Genomic DNA, 17,525 nt, shown 5'->3' on the forward strand with positions numbered 1-17,525 from the left:
AGGCAGAACGGCTATTCCGCTACGACCTCCATACTGTCGCATAGACCGTCGCTGCTTAGGTATTGAAACCGCCATCGCAGGTGACATCACAATGTGCAGTCGGCGGGTGTCGACAAGGCCGATTCACGCAATCAGCAGGTCAGGAGGAACGAATGAACCCTGACGTTTCAGAAGCTCACTTTTCGCAAGGCGTGCAGCGCACATCGTGCAAGAGATTGCCAGTCTTGCGGATGCTGTCGACTTTCTCAACCTTGGCTGGAAGATCGCAGTGACCGAATCTACGAAGCCGCCCTCAGGGCGTGCTTTGATGCATAAAACCGGTTGCCAACCAGGGATACTCCTCCTCCCTGAAGTCCAATCGAGAAGAGCGATCACTTCCAGAGGGTCCCAGCTCAGCTGCGAAAACAGGTGTGAGACCCCGTCCTCTCCCTCAAGCTGATCTAGCTCAGGGCGTTCATGAGCCGCAGATCGCATAATGGCTGCGTGGACGACGCAGGAAGACCAATTATGAAAATCCTATTCAGTACGATGGCTGTCACCTTGCTGGCACACACCGCCTTTGCTGCGGATTCGATCCCCACCGACCTCAGAGATACGGCATTGGCCACCTTCACGGCTTTGCCATCCACCACGCCGACAGTCGCCAACAACCCGATCACCCCGGAAAAGATCGCTCTCGGCAAGGCACTGTTCTTCGATCCACGCGTCTCGGCGTCAGGCGTCTTGTCGTGCAATTCATGCCACAACCTGGCCACCGGCGGCGACGACAATCACGAAACCTCGATTGGCCATGGTTGGCAGAAGGGACAGCGCAACGCGCCGACTGTACTGAACGCTGTCTTCAACATCGCCCAGTTCTGGGATGGTCGTGCCGAAGACCTGAAGGCTCAGGCGAAGGGACCGGTCCAAGCCGGGATCGAAATGGCCAATACACCGGGCCAACTCATCGCCACTCTCAAGTCCATGCCGCAATATGTCGAGTGGTTCGATGCAGCTTTTCCGGCTGAAGCCGATCGGGTCACCTTCGACAACTTCGCCAAGGCGATCGAAGCCTTCGAGGCGACACTGGTCACACCTGCCCCGTTCGACAGCTTCCTGAATGGTGATGAGGTTGCCATGACTTCCGAACAGAAACAGGGCCTGGTGCTTTTCATGGACAAAGGCTGCTCGTCCTGCCATGCCGGCATCAACGTTGGTGGGCAAGCCTATTACCCATTCGGCCTCGTGGAACGGCCCAGCGCCGAAGTCCTGCCGGACAAAGACAAGGGCCGATTTGAGGTCACCAATGCAGCCGACGATTCCTATGTCTTCCGCGTGGCGCCGCTGCGCAACGTTGCACTCACCGCGCCATACTTTCATTCGGGCAAGGTTTGGGATCTGAAACAGGCCGTCGCCATTATGGGGACCACCCAGCTCGGCGTAGTACTGGCGGACGAAGAAGTTGACCTGCTTGTTGCCTTCCTCAACTCGCTGACCGGAGAGGCACCTGACGTCGCCTATCCCATCTTACCCTCAGAAACGGCGACAACGCCCCGGCCTGTAACGCAGATCTCAGGAAAATAAGGGCCAACTGGCTGCGGACTCGCAATCGAAAATGATTGGCGATTTTTACTTGGCGACACGAATTGCGACGCTCCATCTCCGAATTGGCGGGACGCTAGCGATACCCGAACCCTGCCACCTCGCCCGTAGTCTGCGCGATCAACTGGGGGCGGACAGACGCAGCACCATATATTGTCGCTGCCTGAGCGAACGCGCCAAGCAGTCTACTTTGAGAAACGACGCGTGTCCGATTTGTTCGAGGCGCGGGGCCTGTATGTCCCCAAGGAACCGATATTATAGCGTAGTGCCACATTTATATTTCTGCGGGATTAAGACACGTGCCGTAGGGAAATTGCGCATTTGCGCCGAGTGGCTCATTTCCAAGAGTGTGATCGGTTTGGCATATTCCCGGCCGACATCCGCCAGCCGGCAACTCCCCACACGGTGAGGAAGAGAAGCCTCACGCCTGCACTTTCTGCCGGAGCGCGCGTGCTGCAGCGACCATGTTAATGAGGGCAGGGCGGACCTCCTCCCATTTGCGTGTTTTGAGGCCACAGTCCGGGTTTATCCACAGTTGGCCGTCGGACAGTCGCTCGCGGGCAAGCATGACTAAGTCCGAAATCTCGCCGACTTCCGGGACGCGTGGCGAGTGAATATCATAGACGCCAGGACCGATTTCGTTCGGATATTTGGAGCTCGTGAAGGCGTCCAACAGTTCCATCTTCGAGCGCGACGTCTCAATCGAAATGACATCCGCATCCATTCCAGCGATCGCGTGAATGATCTCGTTGAACTCCGAATAGCACATGTGGGTATGAATTTGAGTCGCGTCCTTTACACCCGTTGAAGCGATCCGGAAACATTCGACAGCCCAGTCGAGATAGACTTTCCAGTCAGATTGGCGCAGTGGCAATCCTTCGCGAAACGCGGCCTCATCGATCTGGACCATCCTTGCGCCGGATCTTTCGAGATCCGTCACTTCGTCGCGGATGGCGAGCGCGATCTGGCGGCAGGCTTCGGAGCGGGGTACGTCGTCGCGAACAAAAGACCAGTTGAGAATGGTGACTGGGCCTGTGAGCATTCCCTTCACGGGCTTTTCCGTAAGCGACTGGGCGAATTGCCACCAGCGGACTGTCATCGGATTGCGCCTCGATACGTCGCCGAAAATGATGGGGGGACGCACGTAGCGCGACCCATAGCTTTGTACCCAGGCATGCTGGGTGAGCGCGAAGCCGGACAACTGCTCGCCGAAATGCTGTACCATGTCGTTTCGCTCGAACTCACCATGCACCAGCACGTCCAGCCCGATCTCTTCCTGCCAGCGAATTGCAGCCTCGATCTCCTTCTTCAGGAACGTCTCATAGTCGACATAGCTCAGCTGGCCCTTCGCATGAGCGGCCCGCGCCTTGCGTACCTGCGGCGTCTGCGGGAAGGACCCGATGGTCGTCGTCGGGAACGGCGGCAGCCCGAGTGAGCCGGCCTGGACTCTGGAGCGCTCGCCAAAAGCGCTCTCTCGTCGCTTCGCGCTGTCCTCAATGCTAGCGATCCGCCCCTGAACAAGCGGGTCATGGATCCTCGTGGATGTCACGCGCGTGGCGGCAGCCTCGGCAGACGCTTTCAACGCGCCTTCCACCGCATCCCTGCCTTGGGACAGGGCCCGGGCCAGCAAGACCAGCTCGTCGGTCTTCTGGGCCGCGAAGGCGAGCCACGACCTGATGTCCGCGTCGAGTTCCGTCTCCATGCGCAGATCAATCGGCACATGCAGCATCGAGCAAGAAGGCGCGATCTCGACGCGGTCCAAGGGCCAGCCGGCGACGATCGGTTTGATGCGGTCGAGAATGGCGGGCAGGTTCGCACGCCAGACGTTGCGGCCATCGATCAAGCCAAGCGAGAGCACCAGATCCTTCGGAGCGAGCCGAGCCACCGTTTCCAGCTGCTCGGGAGCGCGCACGAGATCAATATGCAGGCCGGCCAGGGGCAGAGAAATCGCGGTTTCGAGATTGTCTCCCAGCGACCCGAAATACGTAGCCAGCATGATCTTCAGCTCGGGCGCGGCTTTCGACAGCTGGCCATAGGCGAATTCGAACGCAGCTCGTTCGTTCGGGTTCAGATCGAGGACAAGCGCTGGCTCATCGATCTGCACCCAGTCGGCTCCCGACAGCTTCAGCCTCTCCAGAAGCTGCTCGTAAACCGGCAGCAGCCGCGGTAGGAGCGCGATGGGACCGAACCCCTCGGCAGGCGATTTCGCCAGCTTGAGGAAGGTGATGGGTCCAAGGATGACTGGGCGTGTGTGAATGCCGAGAGCTTTAGCCTCGAGGAAGTAATCGACCGGCTTCGATGACGAGAGGGCGAACGTCTGATCATCATCGAGTTCCGGCACAATGTAGTGGTAGTTGGTGTCAAACCACTTGGTCATTTCCATCGCGGTTACACCAGGTCCATGAAGCTCCTCCTGGTAACCAGCGTGTCCACAATCCTGCGTCTGACCCTGGTAGCCGCGCGCCATTGCGAAGTAGATGTCAAGTGGGACCTCGCCGCTATTCCAGCCGTAACGGGATGGAACGGCCCCGACCATGGCTGCGGTGTCGAGCACATGGTCGTAAAGCGAGAAGTCGTTCGACGGGATTTTCGACACGCCGCGATCGCGCTGCTCTTCCCAGCTAGCGGCACGGAGCGCCTTCGACGTCGTGAGAAGGTCGCCAGCGGACGATGTTCCGGACCAGTAGCTTTCAAGCGCGAATTTCAGTTCTCGCCGACGACCGAAGCGCGGCACGCCGAGCGTTGCTACAGGAATTTGCTGAGAGACAGTCATGTCATACCCCGATGATTGGGGCGTCGGTGACAAGGAAGGCGCTAGCAGGCCGGCATCAACGCCGGGTTGCAGCAGCCACCGAGACACCCCGCCCGTGGACGTAATTCGCGTGGCAGGTCTCCTGGCTCGCGGGGTCATAGCCTCTACCCGTCTTCCTGAGGGTATTCGCCTCAGTGACATGATTGGGTTGGCTCGCCGCTAACAGTTGCGGGGGCAGCGCCGGCATCGCACCGGCTTCCCTCTTAGCTCCGCTGCGGCAGCGCCGCACGCGAGAACCACGACACGCAGACAATCACAGCTGTTCGCCCTTTTGTCAATGACGCATAACGAAATGTTTATGTCGTTATGTGATCGCGCTTTTACGCCTTTGTCTAGCATTGTGAAATATTCAGTCTGCTGCCCGCATTCGGCATCGTGGGACGTGATCGCAAGTCAAGTCCGACGGACGCCGCGAGTTCTCCGTTACCTCAGGAACCTTACTGGCCTTCACCAAGCTGAGCTTCTGGAAAATGCTGGTGACGATCTGGATGACGGTGAATGCCGTCATGGCAAGCACGCCTTGCACCGCTCCTCCAGCGAGCTTCACGGCAGCAGCATGGGTCAGTTCTCCGAAGCGAATGGCTGTCGCTATCAGCGAGCTTTGACACAGTTCCGCCACTGCGGTCATCGCGTCAGTAGGGCGGCTGGTTAGTTGCCGGCGCATCTACAGCAACCCAGCCCCTTCCGCCTCGCGGCGCAAATTCTGCCTTGGCCTTGGGCCGATCTGCTGGATCACCAGGCCGGCCGCCAGCGAGCCAAGGTCGCCGCAGGTCTTGAGGTTGCGGCCCTGCGTGTAGCCATGCAGGAAACCGGCGGCGTAGAGGTCGCCGGCGCCGGTGGTGTCGACCAACTCCTTGATGGCGGTCGCCTCGATGACCACGGTCTCGTCGCCGCGCACGATCACCGAGCCTTTTTCGGAACGGGTGACGGCGGCAATCTTGCAGTCCTTGCGGATCTGAGCCAGCGCCTCGTCGAAGGATTTTGTCTGGTAGAGCGACTTGATCTCGTGGCTGTTGGCAAAGACGATGTCGACAGTGCCCGAGCGCATCAGCTCGAGGAACTCGTCCCGGTAGCGGTCGACGCAGAACGAATCCGACAAAGTCATCGACACTTCGCGTCCGGCCTCGTGTGCGAGCTTCGCCGTCTGCCGGATCGCCTCCTTGGCGCGCGGCGGATCCCACANGTCATCGACACTTCGCGTCCGGCCTCGTGTGCGAGCTTCGCCGTCTGCCGGATCGCCTCCTTGGCGCGCGGCGGATCCCACAAATAGCCCTCGAAATAGGTAACCTTGGCGCCGGATGCCTTGTCGGCCTCGACATCCTCAGGGCCAAGCTCGACGCAGGCGCCGAGATAGGTGTTCATCGAGCGCTCGCCGTCGGGCGTGACGAAGATCATAGAGCGCGCCGTCGGCGGCTCGCCCTTGAGCGGCCTGGTGTCGAAGGCGACACCCTGGGCATGGATATCGTGCGCATAGATTTCGCCCAGCGCATCGTTGGAGACCTTGCCGAAGAAGGCGGCGCGTCCGCCGAAGCTGGCTACGCCGGCCGCCGTGTTGCCGGCACTGCCGCCGGAGGCCTCGATCGCCGGGCCCATGCGGTTGTAGAGCAGTTCGGCGCGGCGCGTGTCGATCAGGTTCATCGCGCCCTTGATGATGCCGTTGATCTCGAGGAATGCCTCGTCGCACTGGGCGATGATGTCGACAATGGCATTGCCGATGCAAAGCACGTCATAATCCGGCATCAATGTCTCCGCCAAAAAACCCGAGCCGGCTTCTCGCCACGCCTGCCAGGCGCGGGTCTGCCCGGTGGAAATGGGCTTTCCGCTTGCCAATCCGTTCGCCGGCGGCTCTCACGGGGCGGCGAGTCCTGCCTCGCGACGCAATTCCTCCGCCCTGTCTGTCTTCTCCCAGGTGAAATCAGGCTCTTCACGGCCGAAATGGCCATAGGTCGCTGTATTGCGGTATATAGGGCGTAAGAGATCAAGCATCTTGATAATGCCTTTCGGTCTGAGATCGAACAACTCAAGAATGAGGCGCTCGATCCTGCTTTCCTCAACCCTGGCTGTCCCGAACGTGTTGACCATGACGGAAACCGGACTGGCCACGCCGATTGCGTAAGCAAGCTGCACCTCGCACACGTCCGCAAGTCCGCTAGCGACGATGTTCTTTGCGACATAGCGGGCTGCATAGGCAGCCGAGCGGTCAACCTTGGACGGGTCCTTGCCCGAGAAGGCGCCGCCGCCATGACGACCCATCCCGCCATAGGAATCGACGATGATCTTGCGTCCAGTGAGACCGCAGTCGCCGCGCGGCCCGCCGACTACGAACCGCCCCGTCGGGTTGACCAGAATTCTGATGCCTTCCGTCTCCAGGTGGGTCGGCAGGACAGGCTTTATGATTTCCTCAATGACGCCCTCGCGGACAGTCTCTTGCGAGACCTGCTCGTCATGTTGCGTCGACACGACGATGGTATCCAGGGCGACCGGGCGCAACCCCTCATAGCGCACTGAGACTTGGGATTTCATGTCAGGACGCAACCAGCCAAGCTGTTGTGCCTTCCGGACATACGCCTGCCGTTTCGTCAAGCGATGAGCGAGCTGGATCGGCAAAGGCATCAGGGTATCGGTTTCGCGGCATGCGTAGCCGAACATGAGGCCCTGATCTCCCGCTCCCTGCTGGAGGTCTTGCCCTCTTCCCTCGTCAACGCCTTGGCTGATGTCGGGCGACTGCTCGGTGAGGGCATGAACGACGGAGCAACGCCGGCCGTCAAAGCCGACGGCCTCGTCGTCGTACCCAATGTCGAGAATCGTATCGCGCGCAACTTGGCTGTAATCCACCTGGGCATCGCTGGTGATCTCGCCAGCCAGAACGACTATCCCTGATTTTACCAACGCTTCACAGGCGACGCGCGCCTTGGGATCTGTGTGGAGGATGGCATCGAGGATGGCATCCGAGATGTTGTCGGCCAACTTATCCGGGTGCCCCGCGCCAACCGATTCGGAAGAGAACACGAACTGCCTAGCCATGAATACCTCGCTTCGGATGTTGGATGTGGTATGGGCATTTTGCTTGGCCCACCTTACTTGTCGGAGATGCCCGGGACCTCGAACGCAGCGCACAAGTCGGCAACGTCTCTTCGCACGCAGGCATGGAGATCTTCGTCGTCTGGCCGCTGGAGGACGGAGTCAATGAAGCCAGCAATTTGCACCATTTCCACATCGCGCATGCCCATTGACGTCACTGCTGGCGCCCCCAGGCGAATTCCGCTTGTGACCGCCGGATGCCGCGGGTCGCCAGGCACCATATTAAAGTTTGTGATGATTCCTGCCTTTGCTAGTCGCTCGGCATAGGCCTTGCCCGATAGTGGCCGATCGCGAAGATCAAGGATCAGCATGTGATTGTCCGTCCCCCCGGTAACCAGGTCATAACCTCGCTCAAGCAGTGCATGTGCCAGAGCCTTGGCATTCTTGACCGTCTGTTGGCCGTAGCTTCGGAAGGACGGGTTCGCGGCTTCGTGCAAGGCAACCGCTAGCGCAGCGATGGCATTCATGTGAGGTCCGCCTTGCAGGTGAGGGAAGACCGCCCGGTCTATTCGTCTGGCGAGATTGTATTTGCTCTTTGTATGATACAGGGCCTGATAGCGATCTTCGTTCCTTGACAAAATGAAGCCACCGCGGGGACCGCGGATCGACTTGTGGGACGTGCTGCTGACCACGTCGCAATGGCCCACGGGATTCGGGTGCGCTCCCGCGGCAATCAGGCCGCTGATGTGCGCAATGTCGGCTACGAGATAGGAGTTCGCTTCCAGGGCAATTTCTGCCATTGCCGCGTAGTCAAAGACACGCGGGTAAGCGGTTCCGCCGACCCAAATGAGCCGCGGCCGTTCCCGCTTGGCTGTCTCGCGCAAGCGGTCATAGTCAATCTGCTGTGTCTTTTCATCTAGTCCATAGGGCACGCGTTGATAGTCAGTTCCGGAAAAGTTGATGGCCCAACCATGAGTCAGATGCCCCCCTTCCGGAAGGGGCAAGCCCATGACTTTGTCACCGGGACTCAAAAGCGCACGATAGACAGCCTGGTTGGCCGGCGAGCCGGAATAAGGCTGGACGTTGGCATGCTCGCTGCCAAATAGCGTTTTCAGGCGCCCAATGGCCAGATCCTCAAGCTCATCAACGATCTCGTTTCCAGCGTAGTAGCGCGCGCCGGGGTACCCCTCGGCGTACTTGTTCGTGAAAATCGAGCCGTTCGCTTCCAGCACGGCCGAGGACGCAAAGTTCTCTGAGGCGATGAGCTTGAGGGTCGTCCGCTCCTGCCGCTCCTGTCTCAGAAGCAGCTCGTGGACGCGGCAATCAACCGCGGCCAAGGAAGACCGCCCGTGGGTGTCCGGCTGTGCGATCGCGCCGTCTGCGGAGTTGTCCATGGTAGCTTCGCGCTCCAATTGGATTGACCTATTTCACGATCAAGCACGCGGTCCCTTTCGGCCGCGTGTCTCGTACCGCTTCGAGCCGCTGCAGGTCCTGTTTATGATAGCCGTCGCGATGGGGCAGGAGATCGACCAATAATTGAACCAGCCCGCCGTCGTTGGATCCTGCGTTGAGATGGTACGAGCGCCACGGAGGCTGTTCGTTGCAGCAAAGAAAGTCGGCTCTGGCGAGCAGCCGGACGTGTCGCGCAACCCGCTCTCGACACACGCTCAGAATCTCCGCTAGCTCGCAGACAGTTAGGTCCGCATGCGCACAAAGGCCCAGGATTCGAAGGCGGTCAGGATGCGCTGCCATGCGTAGGCGACTAACCAGTGTCATCATGGCTCAGGACCAAGTCCTACCGAATTTCTCATTTCGCGTTCTCCGCAGAAGTTGCGATTTCGAAGGGTTGTCCAACGACCGGACAAATCTCGGTGGCCGTGACGACCGTCGATATCCTGTGTCGAACAAACAAATGGGCGCTCTTCTTGCCTTTAGCCGAAATTGCAAGCAGTTCGGCCAGTCGAAGACAAGCGGGGCCACGGTTTGGAACCACTGACCTCAGACGTTGCAATAAGCCTACCATTCACAGCGAGCCGGAGTTGCTAAGAGTCTATGAATTTCCTTGAAGGATCTGTTGCAACGTTTGCCCAGCCTGGCCTGCTCCCGGTTTGCGGTCATGGTCAGGCGATCCATCGCCTCTGCGAGCACGATCAGGAATTTGCCCTGCATCGCATCGCTGATCAGCTCCTGAAGGCCGGGACGCAACAGCGACCCGCCGCAGATCGCGCGGTGGGTATTGCTGTCGACGACTGTCCAGCCTTGCTTTTCAGCACGCAAGCAGCAGAGCCGCAACTGATCCTCGATCGAGGCGTCTCGGTGATTGTCAGTTGAGTAGCGAGCGCCAAGCGCGACCTTCATGAGGCGGCCCCTTACTCCGGGACGCGGTCTCGCGTCTGGCTATCCGTTTCGGCTTGAACGAAATCCCGTGCGGCCTGTCGCGCCAGCAGCCGGACCAGATTGACGAAGCGTCGATCGGGCTTCGGCGACGCAGACACAGCCGATTCGCGGGCCGCGCCGGCGACCACACGAAGCTTTTCGGCTGTTGCCGTTTCGGCGCGCTATGATCGCGTTCCTGTCCTGACGCGAAATACTCCGTTTCGCGACAATGATGCCAAGTCACAGTGCTTCGACAAGCTGGAATTCTATCAATAACGCGCGTCGCGCAGGAGCCAGTGCTGCCCGATGACGGGGCACCTTGTGCTCCGAAGAAGCCATGGCTATATATCCGGATAGAGAACGGAGGCACGCGATGGGCAACACTGCACAGAAGAGAGCCATCGAGAATTATCGCTCTCGCCTGGCTGAGCGCGGCATCGCGCGGTTCGAGATCCAGGCCTTCGACGCAGACCGCGATCTACTGCGAACTCTTGCCCGAAAACTAACGGAGAGCGGGCCGGATGCCCGACAGCTTCGTCGGACCATACAGCAAGCCGTGGCGGGTGAGCCACCGAAAGCGGGCAGCATTCTCGCCGCGTTGCGTCGCTCGCCTCTGGTTGGCTCCAATCTCGACCTCAGCCGGCCGCGCGAAGAGGGGCGCAAGATCGACCTGTGACGCGCTACCTTCTTCATACCAATATCATCAGCAACGTCATAAAGCCGGAGCCTTCGGGCTCGTTGCTGGCCTGGATGGGCGCGCAGAAGGACGAAGACCTCTTCATTGCTTCGCTTACTGTCGCCGAAATTCGCCGAGGCATCCTAGAGAAGCCGAAGGGGAAAAAGCGCAGCAGCCTTGAAACTTGGTTCGAGGGCTCCGAAGGCCCGCAAGCGCTGTTCGCTGGCCGCGTGCTATCGTTCGACGAGAAAGCTGGCCTCGTGTGGGCGCGGCTGATGGCCAACGGCAAAGCCAGAGGCCGTTCGCGGAGCGCCCTAGACACAATCATTGCCGCTGTAGCCGAAGCCAACGAGTGTGTCGTAGTGACCGACAATGAAAAGGACTTCGAGGACGTTCAGATAATCAACCCGCTCCGTAGCTCTGGAAGCCAAGCGGGTGATGATAGCTCCAACGGTCCGGCCGTTTCAATTTGAGGATTTCAGCGGCACGGAGTCCGAACGTCTCGTGTTCGCCTACCTTTAGCGATGGCTGGATTGATCTTACTTAGTTCGGCCAGGGACGTCTCTTCCAGTTCCGCTTTAATGCCATCCCGGTTCATCTAGTCAGCTCGATCTACCAACAGTTCGCACGCACGAGCGCCGCGAACAAGGCGCGATCGCAGGGACTGCGCGATACGCGTGTCGAGCTCGTCCATCTTACACTCGATCTCGTCTTCGAAGGCCCTCTCGCCAAACGCCACTGTAGTCCATCCTGCGTGCGCCTCGGGGGCCTTCTCATCGAGGGTTTCTCGCCACTGGTCTGGCGCGCTACCAATGGCAAGTTCGCCCGCTGGGAACTCGTCGGTCTGCACTCCCAGCTCTGGGCATCCACATCAACTGCGGAGCTCTTCATAGCCGTGTTCTTCCTTTAGCTGGCAGCTCTCGAGCTCGACGAGCAGCCGATCAGCGACACCCGCGACCTCAAGTTCGACCCGGTTGACTCGATAACACCCTATTGGCAGATTCATTCGGGGAGGATCTGCCCACTCCGATCACAAGCTGATCTTTCGACCCCGTGGTCGGGAATTCTCCATGGACCTTCGTGAAGAAGGAATGCAGCGCCGAAAGCCGAAGCGCTTCCGATACATCGAAGCCCCTTCCGAGTCGGAGCCCCGATTAGGCATTCCTGCCACTCTATCTAGCCGACCCCCGTGGCCGCGTTGCCGATCGGTGCGCACTAGTCGCCTACATCGCCCCGGCACGTGAAGATCGTCTCTGCTGATGCTCGTTGAGCAATTCAGGCCGCCTCCGGCTGGCGTTTGATCAGCGTCAGCGTCAACCAGCGCGCGGTCAGCGCCGGCTTTTTCGAGCCCTCGATCTCAATCGTCACGCCCAGCGCCGTCTGCACCCAGCCCGACGGCCTGACCTTGACGTCGGCCAGTACGAAACGGGTGCGGATGCGAGATCCGGTTTTCACCGGCGCCAGGAAGCGCAGCGATTCGAAGCCATAGTTGACACCCATCTTGCAGTTTTCGAGCGGCCGCATGGTCTCGAAAGTCATCGCCGACAAAAGCGAAAGCGACAGGAAGCCATGTGCGATGGTGCCGCCGAACGGCGTCTCGCCCTTGGCGCGCTCCGGATCGCAGTGGATGAACTGGTGGTCATCGGTGGCCTCGGCGAACTGGTCGATCATCCGCTGCGAGACCACCCGCCACGGCGACACGCCGACTTCCTTGCCGACGCTGGCCAGAAGTTCGTCGAGACTGATCGGTTCCACGCTAATGTCCTCCATTTCAACCGTCCGAAGCGCGACGGCTTCATTCCGTGAACAGTGTCAGCCAATGCTGCACCGACTGCCGGCCATCCATCGGCAGGATGGCCCCGGTGAGATGACTGCCGTCCAAGCTGCACGAATAGATCGTTCCGCCGGCAATCTCATTCGGCGCACCGATGCGGCCGATCCGAACATGGCTGCAGACGAGCCGGCTTGTGATCGGTCGCGGTGCGCGTCCTGCAAGCCGCCGAAAGCAGCTCGTCTTGCTACGGATGATCATTCCGCCGGCGCCGCTATGCGGTATTGTCGCAGATTGATAAAATCAATTGTCTGGATAGGAACCATCCGTGTTTCGAATTTGGAGGAGTCCGGCAGACGGGGTGGCTTGGGGTCCTTGTTGAAGCGCGCCGGCCTCATTCACCGGTAGCACTGAGCCGGCAAGAAGCGCCAGTTCAATGACATTGGGTGTCGACACGGCAAAGCGGCATCAGATGCTACTTCATGATGCGGGATGGCGCTTGCTTCAAGAAGCGCTCGGCCTGACGTGGAAGCCAGCACCGGATCTGGACTGTCGATATGCGCCGATATTCGCGCAGCACAGCGGCAACCGCAGCGACGATGATCTCAGCCGTTGCGAGCATGCCAACCTTGGTGCCGGCCACTCTGTTAGCTTGAAGCGCAGCGCGCATTTGATCCGTCACCAGACCGGGTTGAGTAACTTGGATTTCCAAGGCGTCTTCCTGGGTTTGCACCGTCAGCGCGCTGACAGCAAAGGCAGGTGCGCACGTCAAGGCAAGCGATCGTCTCGATCTCGCGGGCAATTCCAGCCCCACCGCGGGAATCAGACCCTACAACAACGAGCACATGCGGTTCTCGCCCCAGCGCTATTGTTCTGTCTTTCGATCCATTCTCGCGTGCGCGCTTCTGGGGCGTCGTTCAGCGCAAGGTCGGTGACCACGGCTGCGCTTTCGGCGCCAGCCTCGAAAAACGCCTTCGAGCCGGTCAGGTTGAGGCCGCCGATGGAGACCAATGGGATCGGCGCGACCTGGTGCTTCCACTCGCTGATCCGCTCGAGCCCTTGCGACGCCCATTCATCTTCTTGAGGCTAGTTGGATAGACTGGGCCGAGCGCCACATACTCCGGCTCGGCCACTGGCGCAGTTCGGTGTGATCGTGGATCGAAAGGCCGAGCTTCAATCCGGCGTATTTCATCATCAGCATCGGCGGCAGCCAAATCCTTTTGACCAAGATGGATGAGTCGCAGCCTTCCTCATTGCCGTGCGCCAATAGTCGTTGACGCTCACTTGGCAACCATGGACCGTCAGGCGTCGTTCGCGCGGCGGATTTCCGTCTGCAGTCCTTTCTCGTCCATATCCTTTATCCGGAGCTGCAGCAGTCACGCCGAGCGGCGCCAGCCGGTCAACCCAGCCGGCACGTCGAAATTCAGATAGAAGGGATCGAGCTTCATGAGAAGACAGCCCTGCCGACCTTCGGTGAGTAGCGCGGTTCGAGCATTCCAGTGCTAGCTTCACGAATGGCATCGACCGCCCTTGCCGAACGCACGCGCCATCCCGACCGGATCGGCCGCCCTCGGGACCGCCGTGTTCAGGAGCACGGCGTCAAACCCGAGCTCCATGACGTCGCCGCGTACGACGGCCGTCCGAGCCACGCATCCACAATCAAACGGAATGTAGGGGAAATGTCCGCGCATCAACTGCACCTCGGAGCTCAACGCTTCATCGCATTAGAATGAGCGTTCGAAACGCAGGATACCGCCGACACTGCTCTTCTTGTTGGCATTGGCCCAGTTCACTTCGGAAGCTTTCACCTTTCCGACGGCGGAGCCTCCGTAGCGGTCGTAGTCGAGTTCAGCCGTAACTGTGAAATCTGGAAGAAGCGCATAGGCGACGTTCGCAGCGACACCATAGTTCTTGAGCTGATCACCCGAGAGCTGAAGGTTGAACGAAGTTGTCTCGTTGACCTCGTAAGCGGCGCCAGCCCAGAAAGCCCAGTTCCCGCGCCAAATCTTATAGAAGCCGCGACCATGAGCGTCGATCGCGTTCATGGAGTCGTCGTTGAGCTTGCCATTGGAACCGTAGCCGAACATTCCGAACAGCAACAGTTCGTTGGTGACATTGATGTCGACACGGACCTTGGCGGCTACCGATTCGTAGTTGCTATCATAACCAGCAACGCCGGTGATCGCTCCCCAGCCATGTGTGTATTTCAAGCCGCCGACTATGTGCGGAGCGTAGTTGTCGATTGTGCCCACCACGCCTGAGCCTTCTTCGAGCGAAACCACGGCGGAAAAGCCGTTCGCGGCGTCGAAGTAGTACTGGACCACATTGGTATCCAAAGCGCCGTACGGAACCGGCGTCTGGTTGAGTACGTCACCCGCGCCACCAATAAACATGTCGAAGGCCGACCAGTCCTTACCAACTCGGAGGCCACCAAGCTGAATCCAGGCGAAAGTCAAGATGCTGTCTCCGTTGAAGGCATAGGACCGAGAACTGTCCGAAACCGAAGTGTGGCGGTTACCGAAATTCACGCGGGTTTCGGTGTAGGTCTTCAACGTGCCGAGTTCGGTCTCCTGGCCGGTCCAAGCTTTCAGTGTGAAGCGCGTATTATTTTGCCATGTACCCTGATCCTCACCAGTCCTCACATCTGAGGTTCTTGCGTGGTCAAACAATCCGACATGGCCCAAGCCGACGTCGTAACTGACATAGCCGCCGATGCGCAGGCAGGCCTCGGTGCCTGAAATGTAGATGTAGCCCGAGCCGTAGACGTCGCAGATCTTGAGGTACTCAGTCGGATCAGGCTCGGGGACGATGATCACGGCGCGAGCGTCGGAAACGGCGACCAGTGCCGCAGTTGAGCCGAGGAGGAGGCTCCCAATGGTCATTGTTGATCTCCGTCTAAATAGTAAAAGGAATAGAGACCGATAAATGATTTTTGCTAAGCAAACGGTTGATAGCGCATCAAGCTGAATTCTAGGAGTGTTGCTGCACCTGTCGTGCTAATGCTCAGGAGAATTTAGAATGTGATTGAGACTTGTTGTCACACTACCGCAAATGACGTGCCACCCTGACGACCCAGCTGCGGCTTGAAGCTCAAATGTGCGGGCGGACCTTGGTTCGCGCTTCCGTTCTTTTTGCCTTGCGGATCCACCCAAGCACGAACGGCAAACGTTTCGGCTACGGTTCGTCTGTTCGCTTCGCGACAGTTTGGCTTAATGGCGACGGCATTGTTTGCTGTGAGCCCCGCAGTTGAGGCATCATGCGGCGGCCACCGCTCGGTACGACGCCGTCACTTTGGCGAGCTGATGGTCGATAACCACGCGCCGCAGCCTTGCACCACTGAGTCGGTAGGCGCCAGCCTTGGCATTGCGGCGGACCTGACGGTCGCGTCGAGCAGGTTTTCGTGCTGAAAGCGGCGCGGCACAGCTAATGCTTCTGCCAGCAATTCACACAACGAGCTCATCGAGACGGCAGAGATCATTATGGGCGGCGGTAGCTGGCGTGCAAAGTCTGGACCCAACACCGTATATTGTCTCATCGGATGCTTCATCTGCGCTCAGAAGAGTCTCCCACGCGCAGATGAAGGGAAGGGACGGTGGAACAAAACGGTGCGCGTGAGGGTTTCGGCGGGAACACCATCGTCAGTCGCTGACCGAGTGCGCTCAGACCATCGCTGTCCAGCCAAGACTGAACGGCGCCCATTGCTAAAAAATTTCGAGCCCAAAGCGGAACGGACTGACATAGCGCAAAGACGCAGGCGAGCGCAGCGGTAAGGTTGGATGTTATCAGCATGGGACGGTGACCGTTGCAGACCACGAAATTTCGAGAGGCCCGGCTGCCTTGGTACACTATCTATCCGGCTGTGTCGGAGTTCTCTGGGGCGGTCGGCGCCGAGGCTTATGAGGAATGGCTCAGAAACCTGCCGGCTGATGATCCGGTGTCACTCTATCTGCACGTTCCGTTCTGCCGATCAGCCTGCTGGTATTGCGGCTTCCCAACCACCATCACCCGCCGTGATGCGCCCATCCTCAACTATCTGGCGGCGCTGCGTGACGAGATCCGTCTGGTTTCGGAGCGAGTGCCGAAGACGTTGCCCGTGAGCGACATACATTTCGGCGGCGGAACGCCGTCTCTCATCGGACCAGCCGAGTTCCTCGCTCTGATGGAGTTCCTGCGATGCCGCTTCGCCATCTCGAAATCAGCTACGGTCGCCATCGAGATCGATCCACGCACGCTCACGCCCGAGATGGCGGAAGGCTTGGGAGCGGCCGGCGTGAACCGCGCGAGCCTGGGCGTACAGAGCTTCGATCCCATTGTTCAAAAAGCGATCAACCGAATCCAGAGCGAGGCCCAGACGTCGGCTGCCGTGGAAATGCTGCGCCGGCATGGAGTAAACCGGATCAACTTCGACCTCATCTACGGCCTGCCGCGTCAAACGGTGGAGTCGTGCGTCGAAACAGTGAGGGCGGCGGTCGCCATGCGCCCCGACCGGCTTGCCTTGTTCGGCTACTCGCACATCCCATCCCAAGTAAAGAATCAGCGCCTCATTGAGGCGGAATTTCTTCCCGACAGCGCTGCCCGCGCTGAACAGTATGCGGCTGTCGCCGTGACGCTGGTTTCCGCCGGCTACCGACAGATCGGGCTCGACCATTTCGCCTTGCCGGACGACGAGCTCGCGCTGGCACAGGAAACAGGTCGCCTGCGACGTAACTCGTTGGGCTACTCGGCCGATACCTGCAGAACCCTGATCGGTTTCGGCGCGTCGGCTATCGGCCGCATCGGCCAGGGATACGTTCAAAATGAAGTTACACGGGATATCTACATCCGGCACATCGCAGCTGGCCGACTGGCGACATCGAAGGGCCATCGCCTCACAGACGACGACCGCGTGCGAGCCGCAATTATCGAGCGATTAATGTGCGATTTCGAGGCTGACGTGCCGGCAATCTGTGTCGCCCACGGATCTGATCCGATCCGTCTTCGCGATTCAGATGAGCGTTTGGCCATGCTGGCCAAGGACGGGATAGTGGACTTCGAAAACGGCTTTGTCCGCGTACGGCGGGAGCATCGCTTTGGGATTCGCGCTGTCGCTGCCGCATTTGATGTTTTTAGGGATGGCGTTACGTATATCCCGCAGCAGCTTAATGCGATGCAAAGCACGACATAGTCCGGCATCAATGTCTCCGCTTGGAACCGCCGGCCTACTTGCCACGCCGGCCGGGCGCTGGTCTGGCAAGTGGGCTTTCCGTTGCCAATGCGTTCGTTCCCGGCCCTCACGGGGCGGCGAGTCC

General features: G+C 59.5%; 12 protein-coding genes, 3 pseudogenes and 1 riboswitch. Of the genes and pseudogenes, 4 read left to right on the forward strand and 11 right to left on the reverse strand.

Features of this window, described 5'->3' with window-relative positions:
* Window positions 1-507: 507 nt before the first annotated feature.
* Window positions 508-1,563, forward strand: coding sequence for a cytochrome-c peroxidase (locus X730_RS138555; RefSeq protein ID WP_023827445.1), 1,056 nt, complete (start codon window positions 508-510; stop codon window positions 1,561-1,563).
* A 439-nt stretch (window positions 1,564-2,002) separates the two neighbouring features.
* Here the strand turns inward: X730_RS138555 and metE are convergent, their stop codons facing one another.
* The 6 genes and pseudogenes from metE to X730_RS138530 all read right to left on the reverse strand — a co-directional run bounded on the left by metE (window position 2,003) and on the right by X730_RS138530 (window position 9,772).
* Window positions 2,003-4,354, reverse strand: a complete 2,352-nt coding sequence (gene metE / locus X730_RS138550) for a 5-methyltetrahydropteroyltriglutamate--homocysteine S-methyltransferase (RefSeq protein WP_031197364.1) — start codon at window positions 4,352-4,354, stop codon at window positions 2,003-2,005.
* Window positions 4,355-4,447: 93 nt separating this feature from the next.
* Window positions 4,448-4,649: riboswitch (cobalamin riboswitch) on the reverse strand.
* A gap of 408 nt (window positions 4,650-5,057) precedes the next feature.
* Window positions 5,058-6,133 (reverse strand): annotated as a pseudogene (locus tag X730_RS01000000164880) (adenosine kinase).
* 108 nt (window positions 6,134-6,241) lie between these two features.
* The gene (metK, locus tag X730_RS138540) at window positions 6,242-7,417 is read right to left on the reverse strand and encodes a methionine adenosyltransferase (RefSeq protein WP_023724681.1); all 1,176 of its coding nucleotides are present in this window, start codon (window positions 7,415-7,417) and stop codon (window positions 6,242-6,244) included.
* Window positions 7,418-7,470: 53 nt separating this feature from the next.
* Window positions 7,471-8,808, reverse strand: a complete 1,338-nt coding sequence (glyA, locus tag X730_RS138535; RefSeq protein ID WP_023671842.1) for a serine hydroxymethyltransferase — start codon at window positions 8,806-8,808, stop codon at window positions 7,471-7,473.
* A gap of 28 nt (window positions 8,809-8,836) precedes the next feature.
* Window positions 8,837-9,193, reverse strand: coding sequence for an ArsR family transcriptional regulator (locus X730_RS1000000166795; protein ID WP_081726248.1), 357 nt, complete (start codon window positions 9,191-9,193; stop codon window positions 8,837-8,839).
* A gap of 237 nt (window positions 9,194-9,430) precedes the next feature.
* Window positions 9,431-9,772 (reverse strand): recombinase family protein, encoded by a 342-nt coding sequence (locus tag X730_RS138530; protein ID WP_023724679.1) that lies wholly within the window; start codon window positions 9,770-9,772, stop codon window positions 9,431-9,433.
* Window positions 9,773-10,163: 391 nt separating this feature from the next.
* On the opposite strand from X730_RS138530, the gene X730_RS138520 reads away from it, so the two are divergent.
* Together X730_RS138520 and X730_RS138515 are read left to right on the forward strand one after the other, a co-directional pair.
* Complete coding sequence (locus X730_RS138520) at window positions 10,164-10,466, forward strand: hypothetical protein (protein ID WP_023671839.1); 303 nt, start codon at window positions 10,164-10,166, stop codon at window positions 10,464-10,466.
* Window positions 10,463-10,939: a type II toxin-antitoxin system VapC family toxin gene (locus X730_RS138515; protein ID WP_023685624.1), complete on the forward strand. Its 477-nt coding sequence runs from the start codon at window positions 10,463-10,465 to the stop codon at window positions 10,937-10,939. The genes X730_RS138520 and X730_RS138515 overlap by 4 nt, the downstream gene beginning before the upstream one ends.
* 802 nt (window positions 10,940-11,741) lie before the next feature.
* Here the strand turns inward: X730_RS138515 and X730_RS138505 are convergent.
* The 5 genes and pseudogenes from X730_RS138505 to X730_RS138495 all read right to left on the reverse strand — a co-directional run bounded on the left by X730_RS138505 (window position 11,742) and on the right by X730_RS138495 (window position 15,119).
* The gene (locus tag X730_RS138505; RefSeq protein WP_031197366.1) at window positions 11,742-12,236 is read right to left on the reverse strand and encodes a MaoC family dehydratase; all 495 of its coding nucleotides are present in this window, start codon (window positions 12,234-12,236) and stop codon (window positions 11,742-11,744) included.
* Between the two features lie 476 nt (window positions 12,237-12,712).
* Window positions 12,713-13,051 carry a bifunctional hydroxymethylpyrimidine kinase/phosphomethylpyrimidine kinase gene (locus tag X730_RS1000000168825; protein WP_348633133.1) on the reverse strand — a complete coding sequence of 113 codons (339 nt, stop codon included), beginning with the start codon at window positions 13,049-13,051 and terminating at the stop codon, window positions 12,713-12,715.
* An 8-nt stretch (window positions 13,052-13,059) separates the two neighbouring features.
* Window positions 13,060-13,685: pseudogene (locus tag X730_RS1000000169285) on the reverse strand (thiamine phosphate synthase).
* A pseudogene (locus X730_RS1000000166815) lies at window positions 13,682-13,937 on the reverse strand (thiazole synthase); the annotation flags it as partial. The pseudogenes X730_RS1000000166815 and X730_RS1000000169285, both read right to left, overlap by 4 nt.
* Window positions 13,938-13,961: 24 nt before the next feature.
* Window positions 13,962-15,119 carry a porin gene (locus X730_RS138495; RefSeq protein WP_023724672.1) on the reverse strand — a complete coding sequence of 386 codons (1,158 nt, stop codon included), beginning with the start codon at window positions 15,117-15,119 and terminating at the stop codon, window positions 13,962-13,964.
* A 920-nt stretch (window positions 15,120-16,039) separates the two neighbouring features.
* On the opposite strand from X730_RS138495, the gene hemN reads away from it, so the two are divergent.
* Window positions 16,040-17,401 carry an oxygen-independent coproporphyrinogen III oxidase gene (gene hemN, locus X730_RS138490; protein WP_023724671.1) on the forward strand — a complete coding sequence of 454 codons (1,362 nt, stop codon included), beginning with the start codon at window positions 16,040-16,042 and terminating at the stop codon, window positions 17,399-17,401.
* Window positions 17,402-17,525 lie beyond the last annotated feature (124 nt).

It is taken from the genome of Mesorhizobium sp. L103C131B0 (genome assembly GCF_000502275.1).
In the GTDB taxonomy this organism is placed as follows: Bacteria; Pseudomonadota; Alphaproteobacteria; order Rhizobiales; family Rhizobiaceae; genus Mesorhizobium.

What these genes read in the sequence shown, in the direction of transcription:
- X730_RS138555 (WP_023827445.1), top strand. Translation starts at nt 508, where the DNA reads ATGAAAATCCTATTCAGTACGATGGCTGTCACCTTGCTGGCACACACC.
- metE (WP_031197364.1), bottom strand. Translation starts at nt 4,354, where the DNA reads ATGACTGTCTCTCAGCAAATTCCTGTAGCAACGCTCGGCGTGCCGCGC.
- metK (WP_023724681.1), bottom strand. Translation starts at nt 7,417, where the DNA reads ATGGCTAGGCAGTTCGTGTTCTCTTCCGAATCGGTTGGCGCGGGGCAC.
- glyA (WP_023671842.1), bottom strand. Translation starts at nt 8,808, where the DNA reads ATGGACAACTCCGCAGACGGCGCGATCGCACAGCCGGACACCCACGGG.
- X730_RS1000000166795 (WP_081726248.1), bottom strand. Translation starts at nt 9,193, where the DNA reads ATGATGACACTGGTTAGTCGCCTACGCATGGCAGCGCATCCTGACCGC.
- X730_RS138530 (WP_023724679.1), bottom strand. Translation starts at nt 9,772, where the DNA reads ATGAAGGTCGCGCTTGGCGCTCGCTACTCAACTGACAATCACCGAGAC.
- X730_RS138520 (WP_023671839.1), top strand. Translation starts at nt 10,164, where the DNA reads ATGGGCAACACTGCACAGAAGAGAGCCATCGAGAATTATCGCTCTCGC.
- X730_RS138505 (WP_031197366.1), bottom strand. Translation starts at nt 12,236, where the DNA reads ATGGAGGACATTAGCGTGGAACCGATCAGTCTCGACGAACTTCTGGCC.
- X730_RS138495 (WP_023724672.1), bottom strand. Translation starts at nt 15,119, where the DNA reads ATGACCATTGGGAGCCTCCTCCTCGGCTCAACTGCGGCACTGGTCGCC.